The sequence below is a fragment of the Arcicella sp. BE140 genome, from assembly GCF_031456255.1.
GTDB lineage: Bacteria > Bacteroidota > Bacteroidia > Cytophagales > Spirosomataceae > Arcicella > Arcicella aquatica.
Genome location: NZ_JAVDUE010000017.1, coordinates 119,401 through 144,286 on the forward strand (window position 1 = coordinate 119,401; position 24,886 = coordinate 144,286).

General features: G+C 35.5%; 19 protein-coding genes. 7 read left to right on the forward strand and 12 right to left on the reverse strand.

What is annotated here, in order from left to right:
* Positions 1-22 precede the first annotated feature (22 nt).
* Positions 23-2,410 carry an RNB domain-containing ribonuclease gene (locus J2Y60_RS20145; protein ID WP_309923040.1) on the forward strand — a complete coding sequence of 796 codons (2,388 nt, stop codon included), beginning with the start codon at positions 23-25 and terminating at the stop codon, positions 2,408-2,410.
* Between the two features lie 47 nt (positions 2,411-2,457).
* Here J2Y60_RS20145 and J2Y60_RS20150 read toward each other — a convergent pair whose 3' ends face one another.
* Positions 2,458-2,967: an HAD family hydrolase gene (locus J2Y60_RS20150; RefSeq protein ID WP_309923042.1), complete on the reverse strand. Its 510-nt coding sequence runs from the start codon at positions 2,965-2,967 to the stop codon at positions 2,458-2,460.
* Positions 2,968-3,274: 307 nt separating this feature from the next.
* The gene (locus J2Y60_RS20155) at positions 3,275-3,712 is read right to left on the reverse strand and encodes a hypothetical protein (RefSeq protein WP_309923044.1); all 438 of its coding nucleotides are present in this window, start codon (positions 3,710-3,712) and stop codon (positions 3,275-3,277) included.
* 139 nt (positions 3,713-3,851) lie between these two features.
* On the opposite strand from J2Y60_RS20155, the gene J2Y60_RS20160 reads away from it, so the two are divergent.
* From J2Y60_RS20160 to J2Y60_RS20180, 5 genes are all read left to right on the forward strand, one after another.
* A complete protein-coding gene (locus tag J2Y60_RS20160) occupies positions 3,852-5,510 on the forward strand; it encodes an amidase (RefSeq protein WP_309923046.1) in 1,659 nt (552 codons plus the stop codon).
* A 3-nt stretch (positions 5,511-5,513) separates the two neighbouring features.
* Entirely contained in the window at positions 5,514-6,368 is an 855-nt protein-coding gene (locus J2Y60_RS20165) for a DUF4440 domain-containing protein (RefSeq protein WP_309923048.1), read from the forward strand.
* Between the two features lie 25 nt (positions 6,369-6,393).
* On the forward strand, positions 6,394-7,527 hold the full coding sequence (nagA, locus tag J2Y60_RS20170) for an N-acetylglucosamine-6-phosphate deacetylase (RefSeq protein WP_309923050.1): 1,134 nt from the start codon (positions 6,394-6,396) through the stop codon (positions 7,525-7,527).
* Positions 7,528-7,663: 136 nt separating this feature from the next.
* A complete protein-coding gene (locus J2Y60_RS20175; protein ID WP_309923052.1) occupies positions 7,664-8,809 on the forward strand; it encodes a methionine aminotransferase in 1,146 nt (381 codons plus the stop codon).
* Between the two features lie 116 nt (positions 8,810-8,925).
* Positions 8,926-9,312, forward strand: a complete 387-nt coding sequence (locus tag J2Y60_RS20180; protein WP_309923055.1) for a hypothetical protein — start codon at positions 8,926-8,928, stop codon at positions 9,310-9,312.
* 1 nt (position 9,313) lies between these two features.
* On the opposite strand, the gene J2Y60_RS20185 is transcribed toward J2Y60_RS20180, so the two are convergent.
* The 10 genes from J2Y60_RS20185 to J2Y60_RS20230 form a co-directional block, all read right to left on the reverse strand.
* Positions 9,314-9,814 carry a hypothetical protein gene (locus tag J2Y60_RS20185; protein WP_309923056.1) on the reverse strand — a complete coding sequence of 167 codons (501 nt, stop codon included), beginning with the start codon at positions 9,812-9,814 and terminating at the stop codon, positions 9,314-9,316.
* A gap of 285 nt (positions 9,815-10,099) precedes the next feature.
* Entirely contained in the window at positions 10,100-10,444 is a 345-nt protein-coding gene (locus J2Y60_RS20190) for a phage holin family protein (RefSeq protein WP_309923058.1), read from the reverse strand.
* Positions 10,445-10,475: 31 nt separating this feature from the next.
* Entirely contained in the window at positions 10,476-11,075 is a 600-nt protein-coding gene (gene hisIE, locus J2Y60_RS20195; protein WP_309923060.1) for a bifunctional phosphoribosyl-AMP cyclohydrolase/phosphoribosyl-ATP diphosphatase HisIE, read from the reverse strand.
* A gap of 127 nt (positions 11,076-11,202) precedes the next feature.
* Entirely contained in the window at positions 11,203-11,973 is a 771-nt protein-coding gene (gene hisF / locus J2Y60_RS20200; protein ID WP_309923062.1) for an imidazole glycerol phosphate synthase subunit HisF, read from the reverse strand.
* A 195-nt stretch (positions 11,974-12,168) separates the two neighbouring features.
* On the reverse strand, positions 12,169-12,891 hold the full coding sequence (hisA, locus tag J2Y60_RS20205; RefSeq protein ID WP_309923064.1) for a 1-(5-phosphoribosyl)-5-[(5-phosphoribosylamino)methylideneamino]imidazole-4-carboxamide isomerase: 723 nt from the start codon (positions 12,889-12,891) through the stop codon (positions 12,169-12,171).
* A 101-nt stretch (positions 12,892-12,992) separates the two neighbouring features.
* Entirely contained in the window at positions 12,993-13,322 is a 330-nt protein-coding gene (locus tag J2Y60_RS20210; protein WP_309923066.1) for a four helix bundle protein, read from the reverse strand.
* 180 nt (positions 13,323-13,502) lie between these two features.
* Entirely contained in the window at positions 13,503-14,087 is a 585-nt protein-coding gene (gene hisH / locus J2Y60_RS20215) for an imidazole glycerol phosphate synthase subunit HisH (protein ID WP_309923069.1), read from the reverse strand.
* A 381-nt stretch (positions 14,088-14,468) separates the two neighbouring features.
* Positions 14,469-15,377 (reverse strand): DUF72 domain-containing protein, encoded by a 909-nt coding sequence (locus tag J2Y60_RS20220; RefSeq protein ID WP_309923071.1) that lies wholly within the window; start codon positions 15,375-15,377, stop codon positions 14,469-14,471.
* Positions 15,378-15,461: 84 nt separating this feature from the next.
* Positions 15,462-18,023, reverse strand: coding sequence for a zinc-dependent metalloprotease (locus tag J2Y60_RS20225; protein WP_309923073.1), 2,562 nt, complete (start codon positions 18,021-18,023; stop codon positions 15,462-15,464).
* A 108-nt stretch (positions 18,024-18,131) separates the two neighbouring features.
* Positions 18,132-20,291 carry a ComEC/Rec2 family competence protein gene (locus tag J2Y60_RS20230; protein ID WP_309923075.1) on the reverse strand — a complete coding sequence of 720 codons (2,160 nt, stop codon included), beginning with the start codon at positions 20,289-20,291 and terminating at the stop codon, positions 18,132-18,134.
* Between the two features lie 145 nt (positions 20,292-20,436).
* Here J2Y60_RS20230 and J2Y60_RS20235 point away from each other — a divergent pair, with 145 nt between their 5' ends.
* Positions 20,437-24,216, forward strand: coding sequence for an SNF2-related protein (locus J2Y60_RS20235; RefSeq protein ID WP_309923077.1), 3,780 nt, complete (start codon positions 20,437-20,439; stop codon positions 24,214-24,216).
* Positions 24,217-24,886: the final 670 nt, after the last annotated feature.

Genomic DNA, 24,886 nt, shown 5'->3' on the forward strand with positions numbered 1-24,886 from the left:
AGAAAAACATATTAATTGCTAAATGATTAAACCAAAACAATCTAAAGAACAAACTTTTCGCGATAGGATAAAAGAAGAAATTCTTGAGTTCTTTCGCCTAAATGAAGATACAGCTTGGTCGCTAAACCAAGTACATAAAGCCTTTGCCGTTCGTGACCGTAGTACAAAAACTTTATATGGAGAATTGCTTGAAGAGCTTCATAAAAACAAAAAAATCATTCGCCAACAAAACGGAAGTTATATAGTAGATACTGTCACAGAATTTGTAGTCGGAAGAATAGACCATGTAAACGCTCGTTTTGCTTTTGTAGTGGTTGAAGACAGAGAAGATGATATTTGGATTAATACCCGTGAACTAAACGGAGCCATAGATGGCGATATCGTAAAAGTATTGGTATTCCCCAAAAATAAAAAAGGAACAACACGTGCGGAAGGCGAAGTAGTAGAAATTATAGAAAGAGGCAGAAAAGAATTAGTAGGTACTATCGAGATTTTACCAAACTATGCTTTTGTGACTCCTGATGCTAAGAAAATATTCCAAGACGTTTTTGTTTCAAAGTATGATATTGGTGATGCTCAGAACGGCGACAAGGTAATTGTAAAGATTACTACATGGGCTGAAAAAGAGCGCAAAATGGAAGGCCAAGTAATAGAGGTCTTAGGAAAAGCTGGCGAGAATAATACTGAAATGCATGCTATTTTAGCAGAATTTGGCTTGCCAATCAGTTTTCCTAAAAATATTGAAGAAGAAGCCGAAAACATTCCTGTAAAAATATCAGCAGCAGAAATCAAAAATCGTCGTGATTTTAGAGGAACTACAACTTTCACGATTGACCCCGTAGATGCCAAAGATTTTGATGATGCCCTCAGTTTTTCCTTCTTAGAAAATGGCAATTATGAAGTGGGTGTACACATTGCAGATGTTACTCATTATGTGTTACCAGAATCTAATCTTGAAGCGGAGGCTTTTAAAAGAGCTACTTCGGTATATTTGGTAGATAGAGTAGTACCAATGTTGCCTGAGAAGTTATCTAATGGGTTATGTTCTCTTCGCCCTAATGAAGATAAATTGACGTTCTCGGCTGTTTTTGAAATCACTCCTGATGCCAAAGTAGTAGGCGAATGGTTTGGTAGAACTATTATCCATTCTGACAGAAGGTTCTCTTACGAAGAAGCTCAAGAGGTTTTAGATGGAATAGAAGGCGGAACTGTTGCTGTAGAGGATGCAAAACCTGTTGAAACACCCGAAGAAGAACCAAAGAAAAAAGGACGTAAAAAGAAAACGGACGACGTTGCTTCACTTCCTACTTTCCCAAAAGAACTTTTGACACTGAATCAATTAGCACATAAACTTCGTGATGAACGTTTTGCAAAAGGAGCCGTAAATTTTGAAACTGTTGAAGTAAAGTTCAACTTAGATGAAAACGGGAAACCGCTAGGAATTTATCAGAAAATCAGAAAGGATTCTCATAAGCTTATTGAAGAATTTATGCTATTGGCTAATAAGAAAGTAGCGGAATATGTATTCAATTTGCGTAAAACAGAACCTAGAAATACGATGGTGTATCGTACACACGATGCCCCAGACCCAGAAAAACTGAAAAACTTCTCGACATTTGCCAAACGTTTTGGTTACAATGTACAAACGGAAGTATCGCAGATAAGTACTTCGTTTAATGCTTTGATGCATGATGTGGAAGGGAAACCAGAACAGAATATTTTGGAGAACTTGGCAGTAAGAACGATGTCTAAAGCAAAATACAGCACCGACCCAATCGGTCACTTTGGTTTGGCATTTCCTTTTTACTCGCATTTTACCAGTCCTATTCGTCGTTATCCAGATATGATGGCGCACCGAATGCTCCAGCATTATTTAGATGGCGGACAGCCTTTAGAACGTGCTCCTTGGGAAGCCCGTTGTAAGCATAGTTCTGAAATGGAGAAAATGGCTGCCGAAGCTGAACGTGCCTCTATCAAATACAAGCAAGTAGAATTTATGAGCTTGATGGAAGAAGGTAAAGTATGGGATGGTATCATTTCTGGCGTTACGGAATTCGGAATTTTTGTAGAGATTACCGAAACTGCTTCGGAAGGCTTAATCAGAATGAATGATTTGAAAGATGATTTCTATGATTTCGACCGCGATAACTACAGAATTGTTGGACAGAGAAATGGCAAAGTATTTACATTTGGAGACAAATTACAGGTAAAAGTAAAAGAATGTAATTTGGGTCGCAGAAGTATGGATTTGACTTTAGTAGGCAATGACGGTGATGGTAAAAGAAAAACAAAGCCATCGCATCGTGGAGACTCAAGACATAAATCTAAAAATGCTAAGTCTGCTCCAAGAGGCGATAGACGCACAAAGGGTAGCGGAGGAGAAAGCAGAGATAGAAAGAAAAAAAGGTAAGAGAATTGACAAAGAAAAGAGATAGCTAATTGGCTATCTCTTTTCTTTTATTGTAAAACCAATTCACTTGCTGCTAACAAATTACTAGTTGTTAGCTCTGAAAATGACTCTTCTGGTTTTTCCGTTAAATGTATCGTTTTTACGCCTGCTTTTTTTCCTGCTTTAATATCACGATGAGCATCGCCAATCATCCAAGAGGAATCTCTATCTATTTTATATTTAGCAATCGCTTTTTCTATCATTAATGAATCTGGCTTACGCGTCAATGATGCCGAGTTAAATTTTTCATGATGTGGGCTAAAGTAAATATCATCTAACAGATTCCCACATTGTTCTTGAAAATAGTTATGACATTTCCACACATCCTCGCGCGTATAAATTCCTTTGGCAATTCCTGATTGATTGGTAATAACAATTAATAAGTAGCCTGCTTCTTTAAATCTTTTCAATGCTTCAATGGCGCCATCAGGAATAATCAAATCCTCAAGTCGGTACACATAATCTACACGGTCTATGTTCAATACGCCATCACGGTCTAAAAAAATACATTTCTTCATCACTTATAAATTTAGTCAATAGATAACAAAACGGCTTTGAAAATCAGGATAATTTGGTTCAAAGCTAAAACTACAGCACAATATAACTATTTTGTTATTTTTTTGCACAATTAGTTTTATTTTTTTATCTAATGGAATAGTATTCAGATTTTTCACAAAAAAACGCAGACTTTCTGATAAGTCTGCGTTTTTAACAAAAAATCTATTAGAAATATAAGAATTTATTGATTTCGGGTATCAGCCATCGGATTTCGGATTTCAGCAATTGATTATTTGAAAGCCGAAAGCTGACAGCCGAAAGCCAATACTAAAGCTTATCCCAAGGAATACGACTCAACAATAAAATCAAGCCTAAGCCAAAGAAAATTAATGCATTTTTATGGCGAACAATTGCATCAGTCGCACGTTTATTCTTTGAATATCCAACCGTAATCAAAGCAATAGCAATGATGTTTGTGAAGATATGTTCAACAGCAATTTTACGGTATTCAGCAATTTTCATTACTTCCGAACCAAAGTCTGTAAATGCTTTTATCCCAAACGGACTCAAGAACAAATACAATACTAAACCGATTAATAGTTGAGTATGGTTCGAGATAAGGAAGAAAAGACCCAATTTACGGTCTGTGTCTGTGAATTCACTTTTCGACGTGAGCCCCATAGCTGCGCGTACTAAAACGATTAGCCCAAGAATGATTACGACAAAGAAAAGTGTCTTATGGATTAACTGAAAAATTTCATACATAAATTTTAGGATTTTGAATTACCAATTTTTCCCAAAGATAATAAACAAAGATTTCGTTTATAGTGTAATTTTATAAAAACATCATTAAGAACTTTAGCTTATGCTGTTTTCCTCACTTCATCCCACAAAATAATATTTCATGAAAAAAACTTTATTGATTTCATCCCTTTGTCTCGGAAGTATGGCTTTGGGCGCATTTATTACTAAATCACTCGAAAATGAAGCCATCACGATTGACATCGTAAAAAAGGCCGAAAAAATTATTGGTTTAGAGTTTACTCAGCCAGAAGCAGATTCAATGCTTGCTAAACTTACTACTACTCGCAAAAATTTTGAAGAAAACAGAAAGGTTGAACTAAAAAATGAAGTGGCTCCTGCCCTAGTTTTTAATCCATTACCCCAAGGATTCGAGTTTGAAAAAGGTGCTTCCTATTTCAAAGCATCTACTATTGTAAAAATCACTTTGCCAAAAGATAAAAATGAGTTAGCTTTTTACTCTGTCAGACAATTGGCTGCTTTAATTCAAAGTAAACAAATTACTTCATTAGAGTTGACCAAATTCTTTTTAGAACGGCTGAAAAAATATGATACTCAATTAGCTTGCGTAGTTACGCTTACTGAAGACTTAGCCTTGAAACAGGCTTCACAAGCAGATGCTGAAATAGCTACTGGAAAATACAAAGGTTTATTACACGGCATTCCGTACGGAGCAAAAGATTTATTGGCAAAAAAGGGTTATAAAACCACTTGGGGTTCTGTACCCTACAAAGACCAAGTTTTGGATTACGACGCAACCGTTATTCAACGTTTAGAGAAAGCTGGAGCTGTTTTATGTGCCAAACTAACCTTAGGTGAATTAGCCATGGGTGATGTTTGGTTTGGTGGTACTACTAAAAACCCTTGGGACTTAAAGCGTGGTTCTTCTGGCTCTTCGGCAGGTTCAGCCTCATCAGTGTCGGCGGGATTATTGCCTTTTGCCATTGGTTCTGAAACGTTAGGGTCTATTGTTTCTCCTTCTTCCGAATGTGGAGATACAGGTCTACGTCCTACTTTCGGACGCGTGCCTCGCACGGGTGCGATGGCATTAAGTTGGAGTATGGACAAACTTGGGCCAATCTGTAGAACCGTTGAAGACTGTGCCATCGTATTTAATGCTATTCTTGGAGAAGATGGACATGACCAAAGCGTTATGAACGCACCGTTTCAGTTTGACGGTAACAAAAAAGACTTGAAAGGCATTAAAATAGCGTACTTGAAAAAAGATTTTGAAGGGAAATATCCTAATAAGACGCAAGATTCCCTTACCTTGGTCACGATGAAAAAATTGGGAGCAGAATTAATTCCTTTAGAATTGCCAAACCTACCATCCAGCGACATTAGTTTTTTGTTGACTGTGGAAGCAGCAGCAGCTTTCGATGAGCTGACACGTTCTGGTAAAGATGATTTAATGGTTCGTCAAGTTAAAAATGCTTGGCCAACTTCTTTTAGAGCAGCCCGACTCGTCCCTGCGGTTGAATATTTACAGGCGAATCGTCATAGAACTTTATTGATTCAAGAATTCAACAATAGGCTGAAAGGAATTGACGTTTACTTATCACCAGCTTTCGCTAGTAGAAATTTGACAATGACGAATCTTACTGGTCACCCATGTGTAGTATTACCTAATGGTTTTCGTGCGGAAGGTCGCCCTACTAGCATTACATTTATGGGTAAACTATTTGGCGAAGGCAAATTATTACAAGTAGCAAAAATTTATCAAGATGCCACAGACTTCCATTTGAAGCATCCTAAATTATAAGATATGTACTTTAAACAATTGTTCTTAACTGTGGCTTTGGGTTTTCCCTTAGCCACCTTCTCGCAAGATGTTAAGCAAGAAGAGGCGCTACAGAAAATGATAGAAAGCGAAAAAGCCTTTGCACAAACATCTATCGATAAAGGCACAAAAAATGCTTTTTTATCCTTTTTGGGGAAAGATGCCATTGTTTTTGAGAAAGGGATGCCCGTAAATGGACTAGAAAAATGGCAGAATCAGGATTTTCAGCAGGTTTTAACTTGGCAGCCTAATTTCGCAGAAATTTCAGGTGCTGCCGATTTAGGTTATACTGCAGGGAATTGGCAAATTCATGATAAAACAGCAGACGGAAAAGCTTTTGGTTTTGGTACCTTCGTTACTTTGTGGAAAAAACAAAGCGATGATACATGGAAAGTTGCCGTTGACATTGGCGTAGGTCATGCAGATAATGCTAGTAAAAGCACGCAAATCATCAAGAATTATCCTGTTTTTAAACCTGCCGATTTAAAAAATCCTGCTACCTTAGCCGAACGTTTTGTTTTTATGCAGGACCATTTCTTTTGGAAAAATGCTAAGACGGCTCTCAATCCCTTTGAGCCTCATTTATCTCAAAATGTTAGGATTTATAGAAATAGCCAACTGCCAATTGTAGGGAAAGACCCTGCTGGAGCTTTTCTGAAAAAAAGCTATGATAAAAAACTTATCTATACTGGCTTAAAGGCGATTGCCTCAGCATCAGGCGATTTAGTGTGTGTTTACGGAACAGTATCGGGAAAAGGCAGCTCAGGAAGTTATTTAAGAATGTGGCGTCAGGAAGCAAAAGGGGTTTGGAAAATCACCTTAGAAATCGTAAGTATTTAATTTAGCATATTTCAATTTACCCATTATGTACGCTTTAAAAAATTGCCAGATATTTACTTCTGAAGAAATTCTTAACAATAAAATATTAGTGATAGAAGCTAATAAGATTGCAAGAATATTGGACGAAGAAGACATTGAAGACTTAGACAATCTTTTTCCTGAAATTCAACTTATTGATTTGAAAGGCTTCAATATTGCTCCTGCTTTAATAGATATTCAAATTTATGGCGGTGGTGGAAGTTTGTATAATTCAAAAACAACGGAGGAAACTATTCATAATACTTATCTGGAAATTCGTAAATCTGGCACTACGCACTTTCAGATAACGCTTTCGTCAACACCGCTTGATAAAATACTTGAATCGATAGCAGTAGCTAAAAGCTATCTCAAAAACGGTGGACAAGGATTGGCAGGTTTACATTTAGAAGGCCCGTTTTTTAGCTTTCCTAAAAGAGGTGCACATGTGGCTGAATTTATCAGAAAGCCCACAGACGAAGAACTGAAAACCATTATTGAGGCTTGCGTGGGTTTGCCTACTTACATGACCATCGCACCTGAAGAGTTTACAGATACACAATTAGACTTACTCTTACAAAGCGATATTAAAATTGCGGCTGGTCATAGCTCCGCTACTTATCAGCAAGCTAAATATGCTTTCAACAAGGGAATTAAAAGAGTAACCCATTTATTTAATGCTATGTCGGCTTTTCAAGGACGTGAACCTGGCTTAGTGGGTGCTACTTATGATTCTGAGGCTTGGGCAAGTATTATTCCTGATGGCATTCATGTTGATTTTGCTAGTGTGAAAATTTCTAAAAAAATAATGGGCAAAAGACTGTTTATCATTACTGATGCAGTAACGAATGATGTTTCGGGCGATTATAAGTTTATTCATGCAGGTACGCATTATACCGATACTAAAGGAACGCTTTCAGGCTCTGCTTTAACGATGATTCAAGCAGTCATCAACTGTGTTGAAAAAGTAAATATTCCATTACAAGAAGCCCTCAGGATGGCTTCTACGTATCCCGCAGAAGTGTTAGCACTAGACCATTCTTTAGGACATATCAAAAATGGTTATCAAGCCAACATGATTATCTTTGATGATTCCCTCAATATTAAAGGATTAGTTGAAAATGGGTGCTTAGAGTGGTTTTAGGTAATTGTGAATGAGTGAGTGAATTGTGAGTTAGTGAATTAAGGGAGAAGATATTATTAATTAATTTATTAATTCTAAGCATGCAGTTATTAAAATCTGACATCCGAAAGCCGAATCCCGAAAGCATCAAGTAAAAATGAATTTGATTTCTAAACAACCCAATACAGGTACTACTATTTTCACGGTAATGTCCAAATTAGCTTCCGAACACGGAGCGTTGAACTTATCACAAGGTTTTCCTAATTTTGATTGTTCTCCTATATTAACAGAGTTAGTTAATCATTACCTTAAAAAAGGGATGAATCAATATGCCCCGATGGCGGGTATTCAGGCACTCCGTGAAGTAATTGCACAGAAAGTAAGCGATTTGTACCAAGTTCACTATCACCCAGATAGTGAAGTAACCGTAGTGTGTGGTGCTACAGAGGCATTGTATGCTGCCATAACAGCAGTTGTTCATCATGGCGATGAAGTTATCTTGCTCGAGCCTTGTTATGATTCCTATGCCCCTGCTATTACTTTAAATGGTGGCATTCCTGTGTATGTAACTTTAACCCCAGAAAATGGCTATAAGATTGATTGGAATATTGTAAAAGGGAAGATTAATGAACGAACAAAATTAATTATCCTAAACACGCCTCATAATCCTACAGGGACTGTTCTTTCACAAGAAGATTTAAATAGTTTAGCTGAAATCATTAAAGACACTAATATTTTCCTGATTGGCGATGAAGTATACGAACACATTATTTTCGATGGTCTTGCTCATTGGTCTTTGCTTCGTCACCCAATTTTAAAAGAAAGAAGTTTTATTTGTGGCTCTTTTGGGAAAACATTTCATGTTACTGGCTGGAAAGTTGGCTATTGTTTGGCTCCTAAACAATTGAGCGAAGAATTCAGGAAAGTACATCAATGGCTAACGTTCTCTACGGTAACCCCTATTCAATATGCTTTGGCTGATTTTTTACAAGACCCTCAAAACTATCTTTCAATTCCATTGTTCTATCAAGAAAAGCGTGATAAGTTTTTAGCTTGTATTAAAGATTCTCGCTTTACCTTTACACCTGCTAAGGGCAGTTTCTTTCAATGTGTAAATTATGAAAGAATTACGGATGAAAACGATTATGAATTAGCGATTAGGCTCACTAAAGAAATTGGTGTGGCTAGCATTCCAGTTTCTGTATTTTACAACCAGAAAAATGATTTTAAAATACTACGATTCTGTTTTGCGAAAGATGATGAAACACTAGAGAAGGCTGGTGAGAAATTATCGAAACTTTAAAAAACCTACTCGGCTATAAAGTTTCGATAATTAATTAATGGGCATTTCACTTTTTTATAATTGGGCTGGTGATTAGATTGTGTTAAAATTTTAAGTTAAACTGATTTTCCGAAAACATGAAAAATTCAATTTATATAATATTACTATTTGTTAGTTGCATTGCCTGTACCAAACAGCCTAAACTAGATGGTCTGGATCTTGAAAAATGGCGTGCTGATCGTGGTGGTTGTAAAGGCGACAGATTGAAAATGGTTGAAAAACTAAAATCTTTAAAAGACGAAATAAAAGGCGTAAGCTCTAACGATATTGATGATTATTTAGGCAAACCCGATATTCAACAATTAGCAGACCGTAGCCAAGAATACTATATTTATTTCTTAGAACCCGGCAACCACTGTGATGACATCAAAAAGAAATCTTCTGCACAAATGATGGCCGTGAGGTTCAGTGCTATGGGCATGGCTACAGAAGTAAATTTTCAAAGAGGAATGCCCGAAGAATAATTTAAAACTTTATCGGTAAAACATAAAATGAAGCAACCGATATTCCATGTATCTGAGCAGGAATCCAATTGTGCATTTTTTTGACTAGTTTTATTACCTCAGCACTCAATGTGGGAGAAATACCTGTATCCAAAACATGAATCTTACTGATTTCTCCAAAACGCTCTACTTTAAATCTCACTAATACAGTTTCTCCTTTATAATCACTTGGACGAACTAAGTTTTGAGAGATAAATTTATTTAGTTCATCATTCTTTTCTGAGAATTTTGCAAGCGTTTCAACTTCGTAATAGGTTGAGTCTAAATCAAGTGTCATATTTTCAAAATAAGACCGATTATCTCTATCTTTTTTGTTGGCAAGACTTACATGAGTTTCTAAAACACTAGCGATAAGATTTTTATCTTTTTCTGAAAAAGGAGCTGAAGAAATGGTGCTTTTTTGTGCTTGGGCACTATTAATCCCTAATAAAAGGACCAATCCCAATAGTGTAAAGGTTTTCATAATCGTCTACTTAGGAATTTTATAATTTTAAAAAACAGGCTAATTTCTATTAATTCTCATGGTACTTTTCTGAACAAACAATCCAATAATACTTATTATTCAAGGCTGGAAAATTAAACTCTATCGTCTATCTAGTTTATTAACTTATGATAAGGATTGAAAGCACAAAATTAAATATTTTTTTGATGTTTCCAATTATATATAAATTTTTAAATGAAAATTATATATAATTGGAAAACAAATGGTTATAGCATAATTTGGGTAATATAAAATACTTATATGATATTAATCTTTATCAAAAAACCATCCTAATATTGTAGAGGTAATTGATAATACAAAACTAAAAATCAAAGGAGGAATAAAACCTCTTACTGAAAATCCATCAATAAAATAATCTACTATATATACTACTATTACATTGATAACTAACAAGAACAAACCCAACGAAAGAATAGTAATTGGGAAACTGATTAGTTTTAAAATAGGCTTCACAAAGGTATTGGCAAAACCCATCGCCAATACAACTAAAAAGGAAGTCTGAAAACCATCAATAAAAATTCCATTTATATATCTAGTACTAAACAAAATGACAATGGCAAGGACTAAATACTTGATAATGAAGTTTATCATTTTACAATTTTATTTGTTTTTTAATATTCATTTATCTTGAATGTCTTGAGCGAAGTACATCAATAATTTCATCAAAGTCAAGTCCTCTTTGCTCTAATAGGACTAAATAATGAAATAATAAGTCCGCAGCCTCCCCTTTGAACAGCTCATCGTTGTTATCCATCGCTTCAATCACCAATTCTACTGCTTCCTCTCCTACTTTCTGAGCAATCTTATTTGTGCCTTTTTCGAATAAACTTGCAGTATAAGACTTCTCCGAAGGATTATTTTTGCGGTCACGGATAACAGCCTTTAGGTGATTCAACCATCCTGCTTGTCCAGGTTCATTTTTTTCACCCCAACAAGTGTCAGCTCCTGTATGGCACGTAGGGCCTGCGGGGTTTACCTTAATCAATAAAGTATCTTCGTCGCAATCTTTTAGAATTTCTACAACATGTAAAAAATTATCAGAAGTTTCACCCTTAGTCCATAAACGTTGTTTAGAACGGCTAAAAAAAGTTACTATTCCTTCACGCTCTGTTTTTTCCAAAGCCTCTTGATTCATATAACCAAGCATTAATACTTTTTCTGTCTTTGCATCTTGTATGACAGCAGGGATTAATCCACCCTGTTTTTCAAAGTCTACTTTCATTTTTTTCAAACCAATTTGGTTCTTTATGGTTATTTTCTTGAAATAATAGCAATCCTAATTCCTAAAAGAATTAAAACAACCTCAGTTACTCTCTCTTGAATTTTAATAAATAATCAATACCATTTCATTATAATCTCATCGAAATACCTTTATCTCTCAAGTATTCTTTTAATGCAATAATATCAATTTCTTTGAAATGGAAAATACTAGCGGCTAATCCAGCATCAGCTTTACCGATAGTAAACACTTCATTAAAATGTTCCATAGTACCTGCCCCACCTGAGGCAATAATAGGAATAGAAGAATTACCCGAGATAGTTGCCGTTAATTCATTGGCAAAACCTGCTTTGGTACCATCCGTATCCATTGATGTCAATAAGATTTCTCCTGCACCACGGTTTTCTACTTCTTTCGCCCAATTTAAAGTTCGGTATTCTGTTGGTTTTCTTCCGCCATGTGTATGTACTATATGTTCTTTAATACCTTTATCCGTTTCAACAAAGCGTGTATCAATCGCTACGATAATACATTGCGAGCCAAACTGCAAAGCTAATTCGTCAATTAGTTCTGGTCTACGCACAGCCGAGGAGTTAATAGATACTTTATCAGCCCCAGCATTGAGCAGTGCAGACACGTCTTCGATAGATGAAATGCCTCCTCCAACAGTAAAAGGAATATTTACATTACGAGCTACGTTTCTTACTAAATCTATTAATGTTTTTCGATTGTCCACCGTAGCAGTAATATCCAAAAATACTAATTCGTCTGCTCCTTGTTCCGCATAAATTGCCCCTAACTCTACGGGGTCTCCAGCATCGCGCAGGTTTACAAAGTTTGTGCCTTTTACCGTACGACCATCTTTTATATCAAGACAAGGTATTATTCTTTTTGTAAGCATTGTTATAGCTATCGGCTTTGAGCAATGAGCTTTGAGCCTTTTTTTTATTTTAAGACTTTAAGACTAAAGGACATTAGGAACTTATATTATCAGCGACATCAGCGTATTTTTTTCTGCGAAAATCTGCGGGTAAAAAATATTTTCTTCTTAAAAAAATAAAGAAAATTCCGAAAATTGACATCTCAAAGCTCACAGTTATTGATGCAATGCTGCAATCTGTTTTAAGCTAATTCTTCCTTCATAAATTGCTTTACCAACAATTACTCCGAAAATATTCATTTCGTCTAATTTCAAAATATCATCCATTACCGAAACGCCTCCACTAGCAATAATTTGTAGACTAGGAAATTGGTCTTGTAAATTTTTATATAATTCAAAACTTGGTCCTTCTAATAATCCGTCTTTAGCTACATCTGTCGAGATAGCATATTTTGCTCCTTTTTCTATATAGTTTCCTACAAAGTCGTATACAGAAGTGGTAGTAGCTTCTTCCCAACCTGAAATAGCAATTTTTTCATTGCGAGCATCAGCCCCTAAAATAATCTTTTCGCCACCGTAGCTCTGTAACCATCCTTCAAATAAAGTAGGATTCTTTACGGCTACACTTCCGCCTGTCACTTGTTTCGCACCTGAGTTAAACGCAATTTCAATCATTTCGTCAGACTGTACACCTCCACCAAAATCAATATGCAAATTGGTTTTGGTCGCCAACAGTTCTAATACTTTATGGTTAACGATGCGTTTTTGTTTTGCTCCGTCTAAATCAACTAGGTGCAAACGCTGAATGCCAGCATCTTCGAACGACTTGGCGACTTCTAATGGGTTTTCATTATAGATTTTCTTCTGAGCATAATCACCTTGCGTAAGACGAACACATTTCCCATCAATTAAATCTATGGCTGGTATTATTTGGATCATTTTTTTGGACTTTAAGACTTTAGGATTTTAAGACTTTAGGACTAGAAGATAATTAAACTCTTATAGTCTTTTAGTCTTAAAGTCCTCTAGTCTTTAAAAAATCATTTATTTAAATATTTTGACAAACCGTGTAATTGATTTTCTATACTTTTCAGATTTTCAATCATTCGTTGAAAATCGTCTGTTGAAATATATTCTAAATTTTGCGCAATCATTAACTGCGTTTCTACTTCATAAGCCGAAGAGAGACTCATATCCAAAAATCGAGTAAAGTCTTTTGAACTTCTTCCAGAACCTTCGGCAATATTTGAGGGTATAGAGATAGCAGCTCTTCTAATCTGAGAAGTCAAGCCATAAATTTCTTCTTGTGGAAAAGTTTTAGTTAAAATGTATATCTCAGTAACAAAAGCTACAGCCTGTTTCCAAACCATTTAGTTCTCTAAAATTATGTCCTCTCATGTAGATTATTAAATATAAATCGGTGTAAAATCTATTTCTCTAAAAATTCCTTTAATCTTAGAATTTCAAAACTTAAAGTCTTCAAGTCCTTATAGTCTTATAATTCAACAATTCCAAAACCTAAAGTCCTCTAGTCTTAAAGTCCTACAGTCCTAAACCTTCAAAAAATTCTCAATAATCCTCTGCCCCTCCTTCCCACTGATTTCGGTATGGAATTGGGCAGCGTAGAAATTATCTTTATGGAGCATTGCTGAAAAAGGTTGAACGTAATCGCATTCAGCCACAGTGTATTGACTGATTTCGGCATAATAGCTATGCACAAAATACATAAAAGCACTTTCTTTTAAGCCATCGGTCAGCTCGCTTTTAAGGTTGTAAATGTTATTCCAACCAACATGAGGTACCTTAAAGGAAGTAGCATCAAAACGTTTTACATCAATATCAAAAATTCCCATGCAGGTAGTGTCATTCTCCTCAGAATGGCGACACATCAATTGCATACCCACACAAGTACCCAAAACAGGTTGTTTCAATGAAGGGATAACCTTATCCAATCCTTTTTCACGCAGATAAGCCATCGCAGTACTTGCCTCGCCTACACCGGGAAAAATCACTTTATCAGCCGAACGAATTTCATCCTCATCATCTGTCCAAAGATAATTTACACCTATTCTATCCAAGGCATACATTACCGACTGAACATTCCCTGCATTGTATTTGATTATTACTGTTTTCATTTTTCAGAATTAAGGGTAAATCGCTGTTATGCTCGTTTAAACTCAGCGTTTTGCATAAAAAAAGCCTGACTCTTTTCAGGAATCAGGCTTCTATTTATATCGAATACTTGTGTCGTTGCTATTGGCACAATACTCATCAGCCTTCCCTGTTTAGGAAATTACATGATGGTAATGATGTGTGCCTTTGAAAATCATGATGCAAAAATAGTTATTATTTTGAAATTTACTTCCTAAAGATTTGGTATTTAGTGTGAAATAGGATAAAATTTTCTTTAGCTGTCAGCTTTCGGATGTCGGATATCAGCTTTCAGATGATGTTCTAAACGTTTGTCTATTCCTAATTTAAAACAGAAAGCCGATGTCCGAAAGCTGAAAGCCTCATTAAAACAAACTCATCTGTTCTACTTTTGGTAAGAACTTTGGCTCTTTTAGGGTTAAACCACAATGCTTATTTAATTGCTGAATCCAATAAAGAGCTAATTCTGGTGCAAAGGTACTTTCGCAAATATGTACAAAAATATAGGCTTCTTCTAAACCCTGATGAAACCATGTTTTTAATTTTTGTATCCATTCATCTACACGCTGGCGGTCAGAAGAATGTTCATTTCCCACCCAACGGATTGTGGCTATTTTGTTTGATAAACTCTGGTGTACTACATCCCTTCTTCCTGCTACATCCGTTATAACAGTACCATGCCCATAATGATTTAACAATGACAAAGCTTCTTGCCAGATTTTTTCATTTTTAAACCAGTCTTCATGTCGAAACTCTACAGCTATTCTCAATTCAGGAGGCAAATCTTTAAGATACTTTTCTAAGGCATAAAATTGTTTTGGTGTAAAATAGGGTGCTAATTGTAAAAATGGCATTCCCAGTTTTTCATCCAAATCCAATATTTTACGACAAAAAGCTTCTGTTAAACTTTCTGCCTTTTGAAGCATTTTATCATGCGAAATAATTTGAGGAAACTTTGTACAGAAGGTAAAATTATCTACCGTTTCTTCTTTCCATCGCTCAATCGTTTCTTCACTTGGAATTTGATAATGAGTAACGTTCAGTTCAATCGTATTAAATTGTCTAGAGTAAAGCGACAAATAGTCAGCCGTCTTGGCTGAATGTGGGTAGATTTTCCCATTCCAATCTTTGTTTGACCAAACCGGACAGCCAACGTGTACAATAGGTTTTTTGACAGGCACATTGCCCAATACTTTTTCATTGAAAGTATTGTCTGCCTGTAAGGTGAAATTTACTTTATCTATTTCTTGTATAGGTAGTTTACCGAAATCCATCTGATTAATTATTAATATTTAAAGATAACAAAAAAATCCTGCCAGTACTGGCAGGATTTCATTATCAAAACAAATGGTCTATTGTTATTTAGGATCTAGTCCTTTTTCTATTCTGAATAATACATCTTCAAAATGATATTTTGTCATTTTGTCGCTTGTTAAAGGCAAGGCTGCTTTCAACTCACTTTTCAATGCTAATAAATGACCACGCGTTACCGAAGTAATATCCGTTTTACGAGGATCAACCGCAGCAGGAACAACAGTTCCTCTGAAGCTAAACCCGCCCGAACCACCTACAGCAGTACCATTTAAGATGCTAATCATTTTTTCAACATACACTTTTTGTAAGTTTCTGCGTGTAGCATCTGTTACTTTGTGTGTACGTGCTTCAGACCAAATAGACGAACGAACATCTGTAAAGAATTCATCTAAGCCATAGCTCGCTGGGTTCTTAGCATTCATTTCAACCAAACGTTGTAGGCGGTCTGAAGTAAATAAATTATTCAAAGTAGCTTCCTGAATACGGCTGATAGCATCAACACCATAATCTGGACGAATTTTTGTAATAATTTTATCATCTAATAACCAAGACGGCGTATCAAAAACCTGACGGTTTAACCATAAAACAGCACTTTTCTGAACAGCCTTAGGTGTTGGTTCATATACTGCTCCTTGCTGATCCATCGTTTTTGGCGTTTCATAAACACCACCAACGTTTTTGCTAACATGACCAATATAACGACGATATTGCGTAACAATTTCGTTATAAGCCTCTGATAACATATCATAATCCTGTGCTTCTTCTTTCGTCCATTCTGTTAAGTTTGGTACAATTCTTTTCAAGTTTTTGATACCATACTCACTTGCTAACATATTATCATCGCCCAAACATTCACTTTGAGTACGAGGGTCATAAGGGTTTGTTTCTGTTCCGAACCAAATTCTTGGGTTTTTAGCAAACTCTTGAATATATTGTTTATTAAGTGTTTTTTGGTCTTCTTCAGGTGTTTCACCATCTAATGCTTGGTATGCCCACTTGATAGCCCAAATATCATATTCACCAATGCGTGGATATAAGTCTTTCACACCGTCTTCTGGCTGTGCTACATAGTTGAAACGAGCATAGTCCATGATTGATGGAGTATGTCCATGTTCTGCAATCCATTTCGGGTCACGAAGTTTTTCAACTGGTACAGTACTGCTTGAACCATAATTATGACGTAAACCGATAGTATGACCCACTTCGTGTGATGATACAAAACGAATCAAATCACCCATTAACTCATCATCAAACTTATTTTTTCTTGCACGTGGGTCAACTGCAGCAGCTTGAGTCATATACCATTTTTTCAATAACTTCATTACGTTATGGTACCAACCAATATGGCTTTCTAGGATTTCTCCAGAACGTGGGTCATTTACGTTAGGGCCATAAGCATTCTCGATATCCGAAGCGAAATAGCGAATCGCTGAATAACGAGCATCTTCTAAGCTAATCGTTGTATCTTTTTCTGTCAAGATTTCTCCACGGATAGCATTTTTCCAACCAGCCGCTTCAAAAGCTTTTTGCCAATCATCAACACCCAGCTTCAAATATTTACGCCATTTTTCAGGTGTCGCAGGGTCGATATAATATACGATTGGTTTTTTAGGCTCAATCAATTCTCCTCTTTTTTGCTTAGCAGCATCTTCAGCATTTTTAGGCTCTAATCTCCAACGAACCGCAAAAGTTTGGTCCTCTGTACGTTGTGAATTATCATCAAACACTGTATATCCAGTAGCAAAGTATCCAACTCTGTTATCAAAATAACGTTTTTTCATTGGCTTGCTTGGCAATAAAATCATTGACGTATTCAATTCTATCGTAACTGCTCCAGTAGCCGCTGCCGCTGGGATATTTACTGTTGGAATTGGACTTGGTGCTCCACCTGGCATTGGCGGAACAGCATTAAATGTTTTAACCGTCCTGATTTCCGTATTGATTGGATACGATTTGATTGACTGTATATAAGAACGATCAAGGGCTATTGATGTAAACTTATACGTTGTTTTTGCATAAGGAGGTAAAGAAAATATCTGATTATCTCCTTTAAAAAAATCTGTTACTTCAATTACCGAAGCACTCGTTTTGCTTATAGAATCTTTTTTGATAGCTTTTAAATCAAAAGCCTGAGCGATTGGCTCTACGTTAGAGTTCTTAACAGCTTTGTAAAGTGGTGCTGTAGAATCAGCAGAAACATTGATGTATTGAACTGCACGTAAGAAAATTTTATTTTCTGGTGCTTTCTCGAAACGAATCACCTGACGGTTCAACATTTCACCACCATAAGTACCCGGAATCGTTGCTGTTTTAGCAAGACGCGTAATACTCATGATTTCTTTTCCCATCAATGAGTCTGGAATTTCGAAGAAATATTTATCCTCAATTTTGTGAACCGTAAAAAGCCCTTTTGAAGTTTTAGCTTTATCCGTAATTACCTCCTTATAAGGTTTAGGGCCAGTCTTAGGCGCTTCTGCTGGTTTAGGAGCTGTCGCTGTCGTGGCGGCCGCTGGGGCTTTAGTATCTCCTTTTTTGTCTTGTGCATTTACTGTAAAAGCAAAACATGACAAAGCAATCAGAGAAAGTTTTGTTTGAGTTTTTAGCATGATGACTTTAAATTATTAGAATTTTAAGGGGTCTAAATTAAGTGATTAAGGTGTATTTTGGAAATTTTGTTTGATGAGTGGTAATAGTTTACTTAATACTTTGTCGTATTAATCATCAACACCTATTTGATACGCATTATTTTTTCGCAAATTATGATAAGTTATCCCTAATTGTTTTGCTTGATTACTCAGTTTATCAGCATACCAATCTGTATAAGAAGCATCTATGATTAAACACTTGAATTGCACTTTATCCATGAGCTGATTTAAATCAAGTATAGATTTGTTGGCTAGAATCACATAATCGAAAACCTGTTTTTGAGCATCAATGTTTTTCTTTTTTAAATTTTTACCTATCCATAAAAAGGTCTTATCATGCCAAGCCAATATTGTAATTGAATCCTTGCTTTGGGAAATCATGTCGAAATCTTTTAGGCGTTGATTGTCCATTAAGTTAATTTTCATCGTATCTACAACTCCATATTTCGCCCAAAGGTTATTCAACCTAAAACCAATGTCTTTTCTACTTTCTAAAAGTGATTTGTCTGCCAATATTATTGCTTTTTTGCCTTTAATGATAGAAAAAGCACTGTGCTTTGGAATAGCATGAATTATTAAAAAATCTTGACTTCGTTGCCTAATATTTTTACTGATAATAAACACTATTAACAAGCAAACAATAAGGCTACTGATACGAACCCACTTAAACAACTGTGTTTTCCACAAAACTATCAGGGCAAAAATAAGCGCATATAATAAGTACATTTCCAACTGTGAAATCCACAAAAACTTAGTAATGGCAAAAGGGAGACCTTCAAACCATAATACTATTTTATTGAGTGCTACAATCAAAAACTTAAAACCTTGACCTAAAACATAGATAATTTCCTGTTGATGAAAGACTAATAACAATGCTGCAAAAAACACAAAGAATAGCCCAGCTATCAAGACCAAAGAAGAAAGTAAGATTACTAACGGATTAGCCAACAGAAAATAATTCGGAAATTGGTGGAAATAATAAATAGCAATTGGGAAAGTCGCAATCTGTGCTGCAATGGCTACGGTGCTTATTTGCCAAAGATGAAAACCAAGCCAATGTAGCCAACTTTCAGTTTTATCAATTACTATGAAAGGACTAAATTTTGGCTGAAAATAAATCATACCAAAAACAGCTAAATACGATAATTGAAAACCTACATTAAATAAAAAAAGCGGATTTATCAACAACAAACAGAAAGCCGCGAAAGCCACAGTGTTATAGGCATTATCCTTCCTTTGAAATGTTCTGGCAACTAAAATCACCGAAAACATAAAGGTAGAGCGTAGTACAGGCGACGACAATCCTGTAATGAAAGCATAAAACCATAGCGTAATTAAGGTAATACTTAATATAAGAAATTTTCCATTTTTGCCCCATTTCTTTAAAAAGCTAAGTATGAAAACCAAAACACCATAAATTATACCTACATGTAAACCTGAAACAGATAATACATGTACTGCACCCGTAGCAGAATAGGCTTGCATTAAATTGCTATCGATATCATCTCGCTGACCTAAAATCATGGCATTCGCTACACCATATTGCTCTTTACCTTCTACAAAGGTGGTTAAAATAGAATCAGCCAATAAATTAGTTTTAATGGCTAAAGCCTTGATAATATTTCGTTCAGAATGTCCTACTTGTTCAATCATGGAGGCACGGCAATATTGTTGAAAACCTATATTTTGCCAAGCCATGTATTGACGAAAGTCGAACTCTTCTGGATTTTTGGGTACTGAAATCGCTTGGGGTGTTCCTTTAATCAAAAAGACGTCTCCATACTTTGGTTTTTCCACAGTTTGATTATCAAAATAGAGGAGTATTTTTCCAGAACTTGATAATATACGTTTATTGATAACCACCGAACGAACCTCAGCGATAGCTTTCCATGAATTTTCTTTCTCTTCAACCAAGTTATCCACAATTATTTCATAATGGCTAAGCCTTGAAACATAGTGTGAATAATGTTGTGGAAAATTATTTTCGGTTGAATGAAACGCAAGCAGGTAACCCGTGAAAACTAAGGTGGTTAATCCACAAATGCCTGTAAGTATATGGTTTTTAATTTGTTGCCTGAAAAGATATAAGGCTACATATAATAATATAAGGAATAGCCAAAGCCCAAAAATAAGCTTGATATTCAAAGGAGTAAAAAAATTGTAAATCACAATGCCAAAAATCAAGGCAATTGTAAAACGGACAAAAGGGAATGTAGAGAAGTAGTTCATCTATAGCGACTTAAGGTATAGTAGCCTAAATTAATAAATTTATATGAAAAGTAAATTATTGACCTTTTCTCTTTTAATTAACTTTTCCACTTCTTTTATCTGTATCTTTGCGGATTAGCCGATTTCAAACAAAGCATTCAGAAAAATGTCAATAATCCTTGCAGAAAAATTAAGAAAATACCTCAAATCAAATGCCTTACCGCAAAGTGTTTCTCGTGGTAAGATTATTTATCAAAAAGGGGGTACTACATTTGAAAAAATATCCTACACTGATAAAGGCGAAGCTACTATTAAAGTAAAAAGTGATTCTAGTTCAAAATTTTATACCGTTCATATTCGCAATTGGAATACAGCCATTGTAAGCTCTAGTTGTTCTTGCGACTACGACTGGGGTGGGATTTGTAAACACAGAGTAGCAGCCTTATTATTTTTAGAACAAGATTTACTTACTCGCAAGCCAACCATCATACAAGCACTTCCTTTAAAGAAAACATATCCTACATCATACCACATTATCAGAATTAGTACTTTCGACGATTGGTCATTGAAAAGTCATTCTAGTTTAGATGATTGGAAAAACAGGGCTAGTGTTCAAAATGTACAAATTATTTCAGCAATTGATGGCATCGCCATCGTAGATGTAGAATACAAAAAAGAGATTTTTCATTTAAAATTTGAAAAGCTCCGTTTCAATAGTGAAGTAGCCACTTCTTGCTCTTGTGCGCAAGATATCGAAAACCAATTATGCATCCATAAAATTGGTGCATTGATTGCCATTCGAGATACTTATGGTCCGAATAATCCATTCGATAGAATGCGTGATTATACCGTAGAAAAAAACAAACTACTATCTGAATATGGCTTTACTTTAGAAGACGATTTACAAGATAAATTTGATTTTAAACTAAAAGCGGATGGCTCCGTTCAGTTAGTTCGCATCGATCAAAGTATTCAAAAAATCAGTCAATTTCAGAACTGGAGAAATATCAATAATCGTATTTTCCGTACGCCTGAAAATTCTTATTTAATCAACAACGATGATGTTGATAGAGAGCTTCGTCAAATTTTATATGTGCTACGTTTCAAGGGAATAGAATTTGTAAACGATGTAGCGATTGATACCTATTCCTATAAGGCAGGAGCAAATGGCAAAATGGCCTATATCCGTTCGCTGAAAGATAGTGACTTTGAAAGTTTCCCAGTATTGACCGATGCTGATAGCCAAGTGATAGGCTTAATTAATAGTATTAAGGATGACGGACTGAAAGCTTTTGGTAAGAAAAAAGATTTGCGTTTGCCGTATTTCTATGATTATCTCAATCGTGATGAAGTATCTGCTAACGATTTACCTATTGTAGAAGAATATATTAACAAGAAGCTTGATAGGATTTTTAATCTATTATCAGACAAACAAGTTCATACCAGTAAAACCTCTTTTGTCAGTAGCCAAGTTGATGTAGAAGAAATAAAAATTGGTAAAGAGCGTATTTTCCCTGCTTTTACGTTGTCAGAAGAAGACGATTTTATTGTATTAGAAGGTTTTACTACCATCAATCAGAAAAAAACAAAGCTTGCATCTTTAGTAAATCCTAATAGTTATTGGGTGCGTAGTATCGGCAATGTTTTGTATAAGCTGGCCAATCCTGAGGTAGCCAATTTATTAAGTTATCTTCCAAAGAATGGCGTACTCAAGGTAAAGAAATCTAATTTTGGTGGTTTCTTTCAAGACTTTGTTTTGCCTCTTGCTGATAAATTCACTGTTGATTTACAAATCAATCAGGAAATTGAAAATCAATATGTCAATTATCAACAGATAAAAATCTACCTGAAAGAAGACGAAGGCAATTTGCTCTTTGTACCTATGTATGAATATGAAAACGGGTTAGAGTTTTCTCATGATCAAAAAACAAACAAAATAAATTTTGAGAACGAAAAAATCACCATTCTGCATAGAAACTATGAAGCCGAGAAAAACTATTATGGTCTTATAAAAGAACAGCATCCTTCTTTTGAAAATCAAAGTCAATATCCTTTCTTCTTCCTTTCTTTCAATAATGTTCTGAAAGATGGATGGCTTTATAAGTTTTTCGAAGCCATGAAAGCCCATGATATCACGATTTTGGGGTTCAAAGATTTAAAGAAGTTTAGGTATAATCCACACAAAGCAGAGTTTAATATCAAAGCAGGTTCGGGCATCGACTGGTTTGATATGAAAATAGAAGTACAGTTTGGTGACCAAGTGATTGGTATCAAGGAAATTCAAAAAGCTGTTTTGAAAAAACAAAACTACGTTGAATTAAAAGACGGTTCTTTGGGAATGTTACCAGAAGAATGGCTAAAGCGATATGAAAGTGTATTGAAGCTAGGAAAAGTAAAAGGTGATCAATTACAGCTTTCCAAAATGCACTTTTCATTAATTGATGAATTGAGCAAAGACATCGATAGCTTTGAGTTTGAGCAGGAATTGTATGAGAAAAAACAAAAACTGCTTAATTTTAAAGAAATGGCAGAGATTGAGTTGCCTAAAAACATCAATGCTCAACTACGCGACTATCAAGTAGAAGGCTTTAAATGGCTGAATTTCTTGGATGAATTTTCTTGGGGTGGAATCCTTGCCGATGATATGGGGCTTGGTAAGACGCTTCAAATGCTTACTTTTCTTCAAGAACAACAGAATCGTAACCCACAAGGAGTAAACTTAGTAGTTTTGCCAACAACATTGATTTTTAACTGGCAAGCTGAAGCATTAAAATTCTGTCCAGATTTAAAACTGTTTGTTCATCGTGGAGGTACTCGACAAAAAATCAACGACCACTGGCGAGAATATGACATTATTTTAACGACTTATGGCATGGTGCGTTCTGATATTGAAATATTTCGTGAGTTTGATTTTAATTATATTATCCTTGATGAATCGCAAGCTATCAAGAATCCAGATTCTTTGATTTCTAAGGCCGTTAAATTACTTCGGTCACGCAATCGCTTGGTGATGACAGGAACGCCTGTTGAGAACAATACTTTTGATTTATATTCTCAAATGGAATTTATCAATCCAGGATTATTAGGCAGTGGCGAGTTCTTCAAAGCTGAGTTTTCAAACCCAATCGATAAAAACCAAGACAAAGAAAAGGCTTCACAGTTACGTAAAATTGTGTATCCTTTTATGCTCAAAAGAACTAAGGAAGAAGTAGCCAAGGATTTACCTGAAAAAACAGAAAGTATTATTTACTGTGAAATGGACAAGAAACAACGAAAGGTATATGATACTTTCCGTGAGATTTATCGCCAAAAATTGGTGGATAAAATGTCAGTAGATGGTAGAGAAAAGGCTGCTTTCTTGATTCTTGAAGGTTTATTGAAGCTTCGCCAGATATGTGATAGCCCAGCGCTATTAAATGATGATACTGAATACGATACTAATTCGGCAAAGCTAGAGGAAATCATTCGTGAGATTGAAGAGAATGCTGGAAATCATAAGATTTTGATTTTTAGTCAATTCTTAAAAATGTTGGATCTAATTAAACAACATCTTGAAAAGCATAACATCAAGTACGAATACTTAGATGGAAAGACTACTGACAGAGCCGATAGAGTAAATCATTTCCAAGATGATGAAACTTGCAGAGTATTTTTGATGAGTTTGAAAGCAGGTGGCGTTGGTATTAACCTTACTGAAGCTGATTATGTTTATTTAGTAGACCCTTGGTGGAACCCTGCCGTTGAACAGCAAGCAATTGATAGAACGCACAGAATCGGACAAAAGAAGAGTGTATTTGCTTACAGAATGATTTGTAAAGACACCATTGAAGAGAAAATATTATTGCTTCAAGATAAAAAGCGAGACATTGCTAAGGATATTATTAGTACGGAAGATGGGTTCTTGAAAAAACTATCGCAGGATGATATCATTGATTTATTCTCGTAGGTGTTTTTTTGAGGACTTGAAGACTTAAGGATTTAGGATTGTAGGACTAAATGATATTAGACTTAAAGACTTTAGGATGATTATCATCTTACAGTTTTTAAGTCTAATATCATTTAGGGGCTGACTTATTAAGATTCATGAAATAATCGTTCTTTTAGCCTTTGTTGACTACACATCAAAATCATTGACGTAGGATTGTTGAACATAGAGGACTTTCTTGGAACAATCTGTAAAACATTAACCAAAATACAAAAGGAACGGTTATTTTATGAAAGCTAATAAGTCAGCCCCTAAATGAAAATAGCAGAGCCACACCATAAATAAGATGTAGCTCTGCTATTTTTTGTTCTTCCCAAGTGCATATGCAATATGCCCCTGTACTTACCTATTCATGTATCTTTTATCTTGTGTCTTATAGTCTCCAAATCCTTTAGTCTTTCAGTCCTAAAGTCCCTACAACACCTATTCATGTGTCTTTTATCTTGTGTCTTATCGTCTCCAAATCCTCCAGTCTTTCAGTCCTTAAGTCTTCAAGTCTCCAAAACAGAAAGAGCCACCCTTTCGAGGTAGCTCTTTTCTAATATTTTTGGGGTTTATTTACTTTCCCGCATGTGATTGCAGTATCATCAACGGAACTGGGCTTAACTTCTCTGTTCGAGATGGGAAGAGG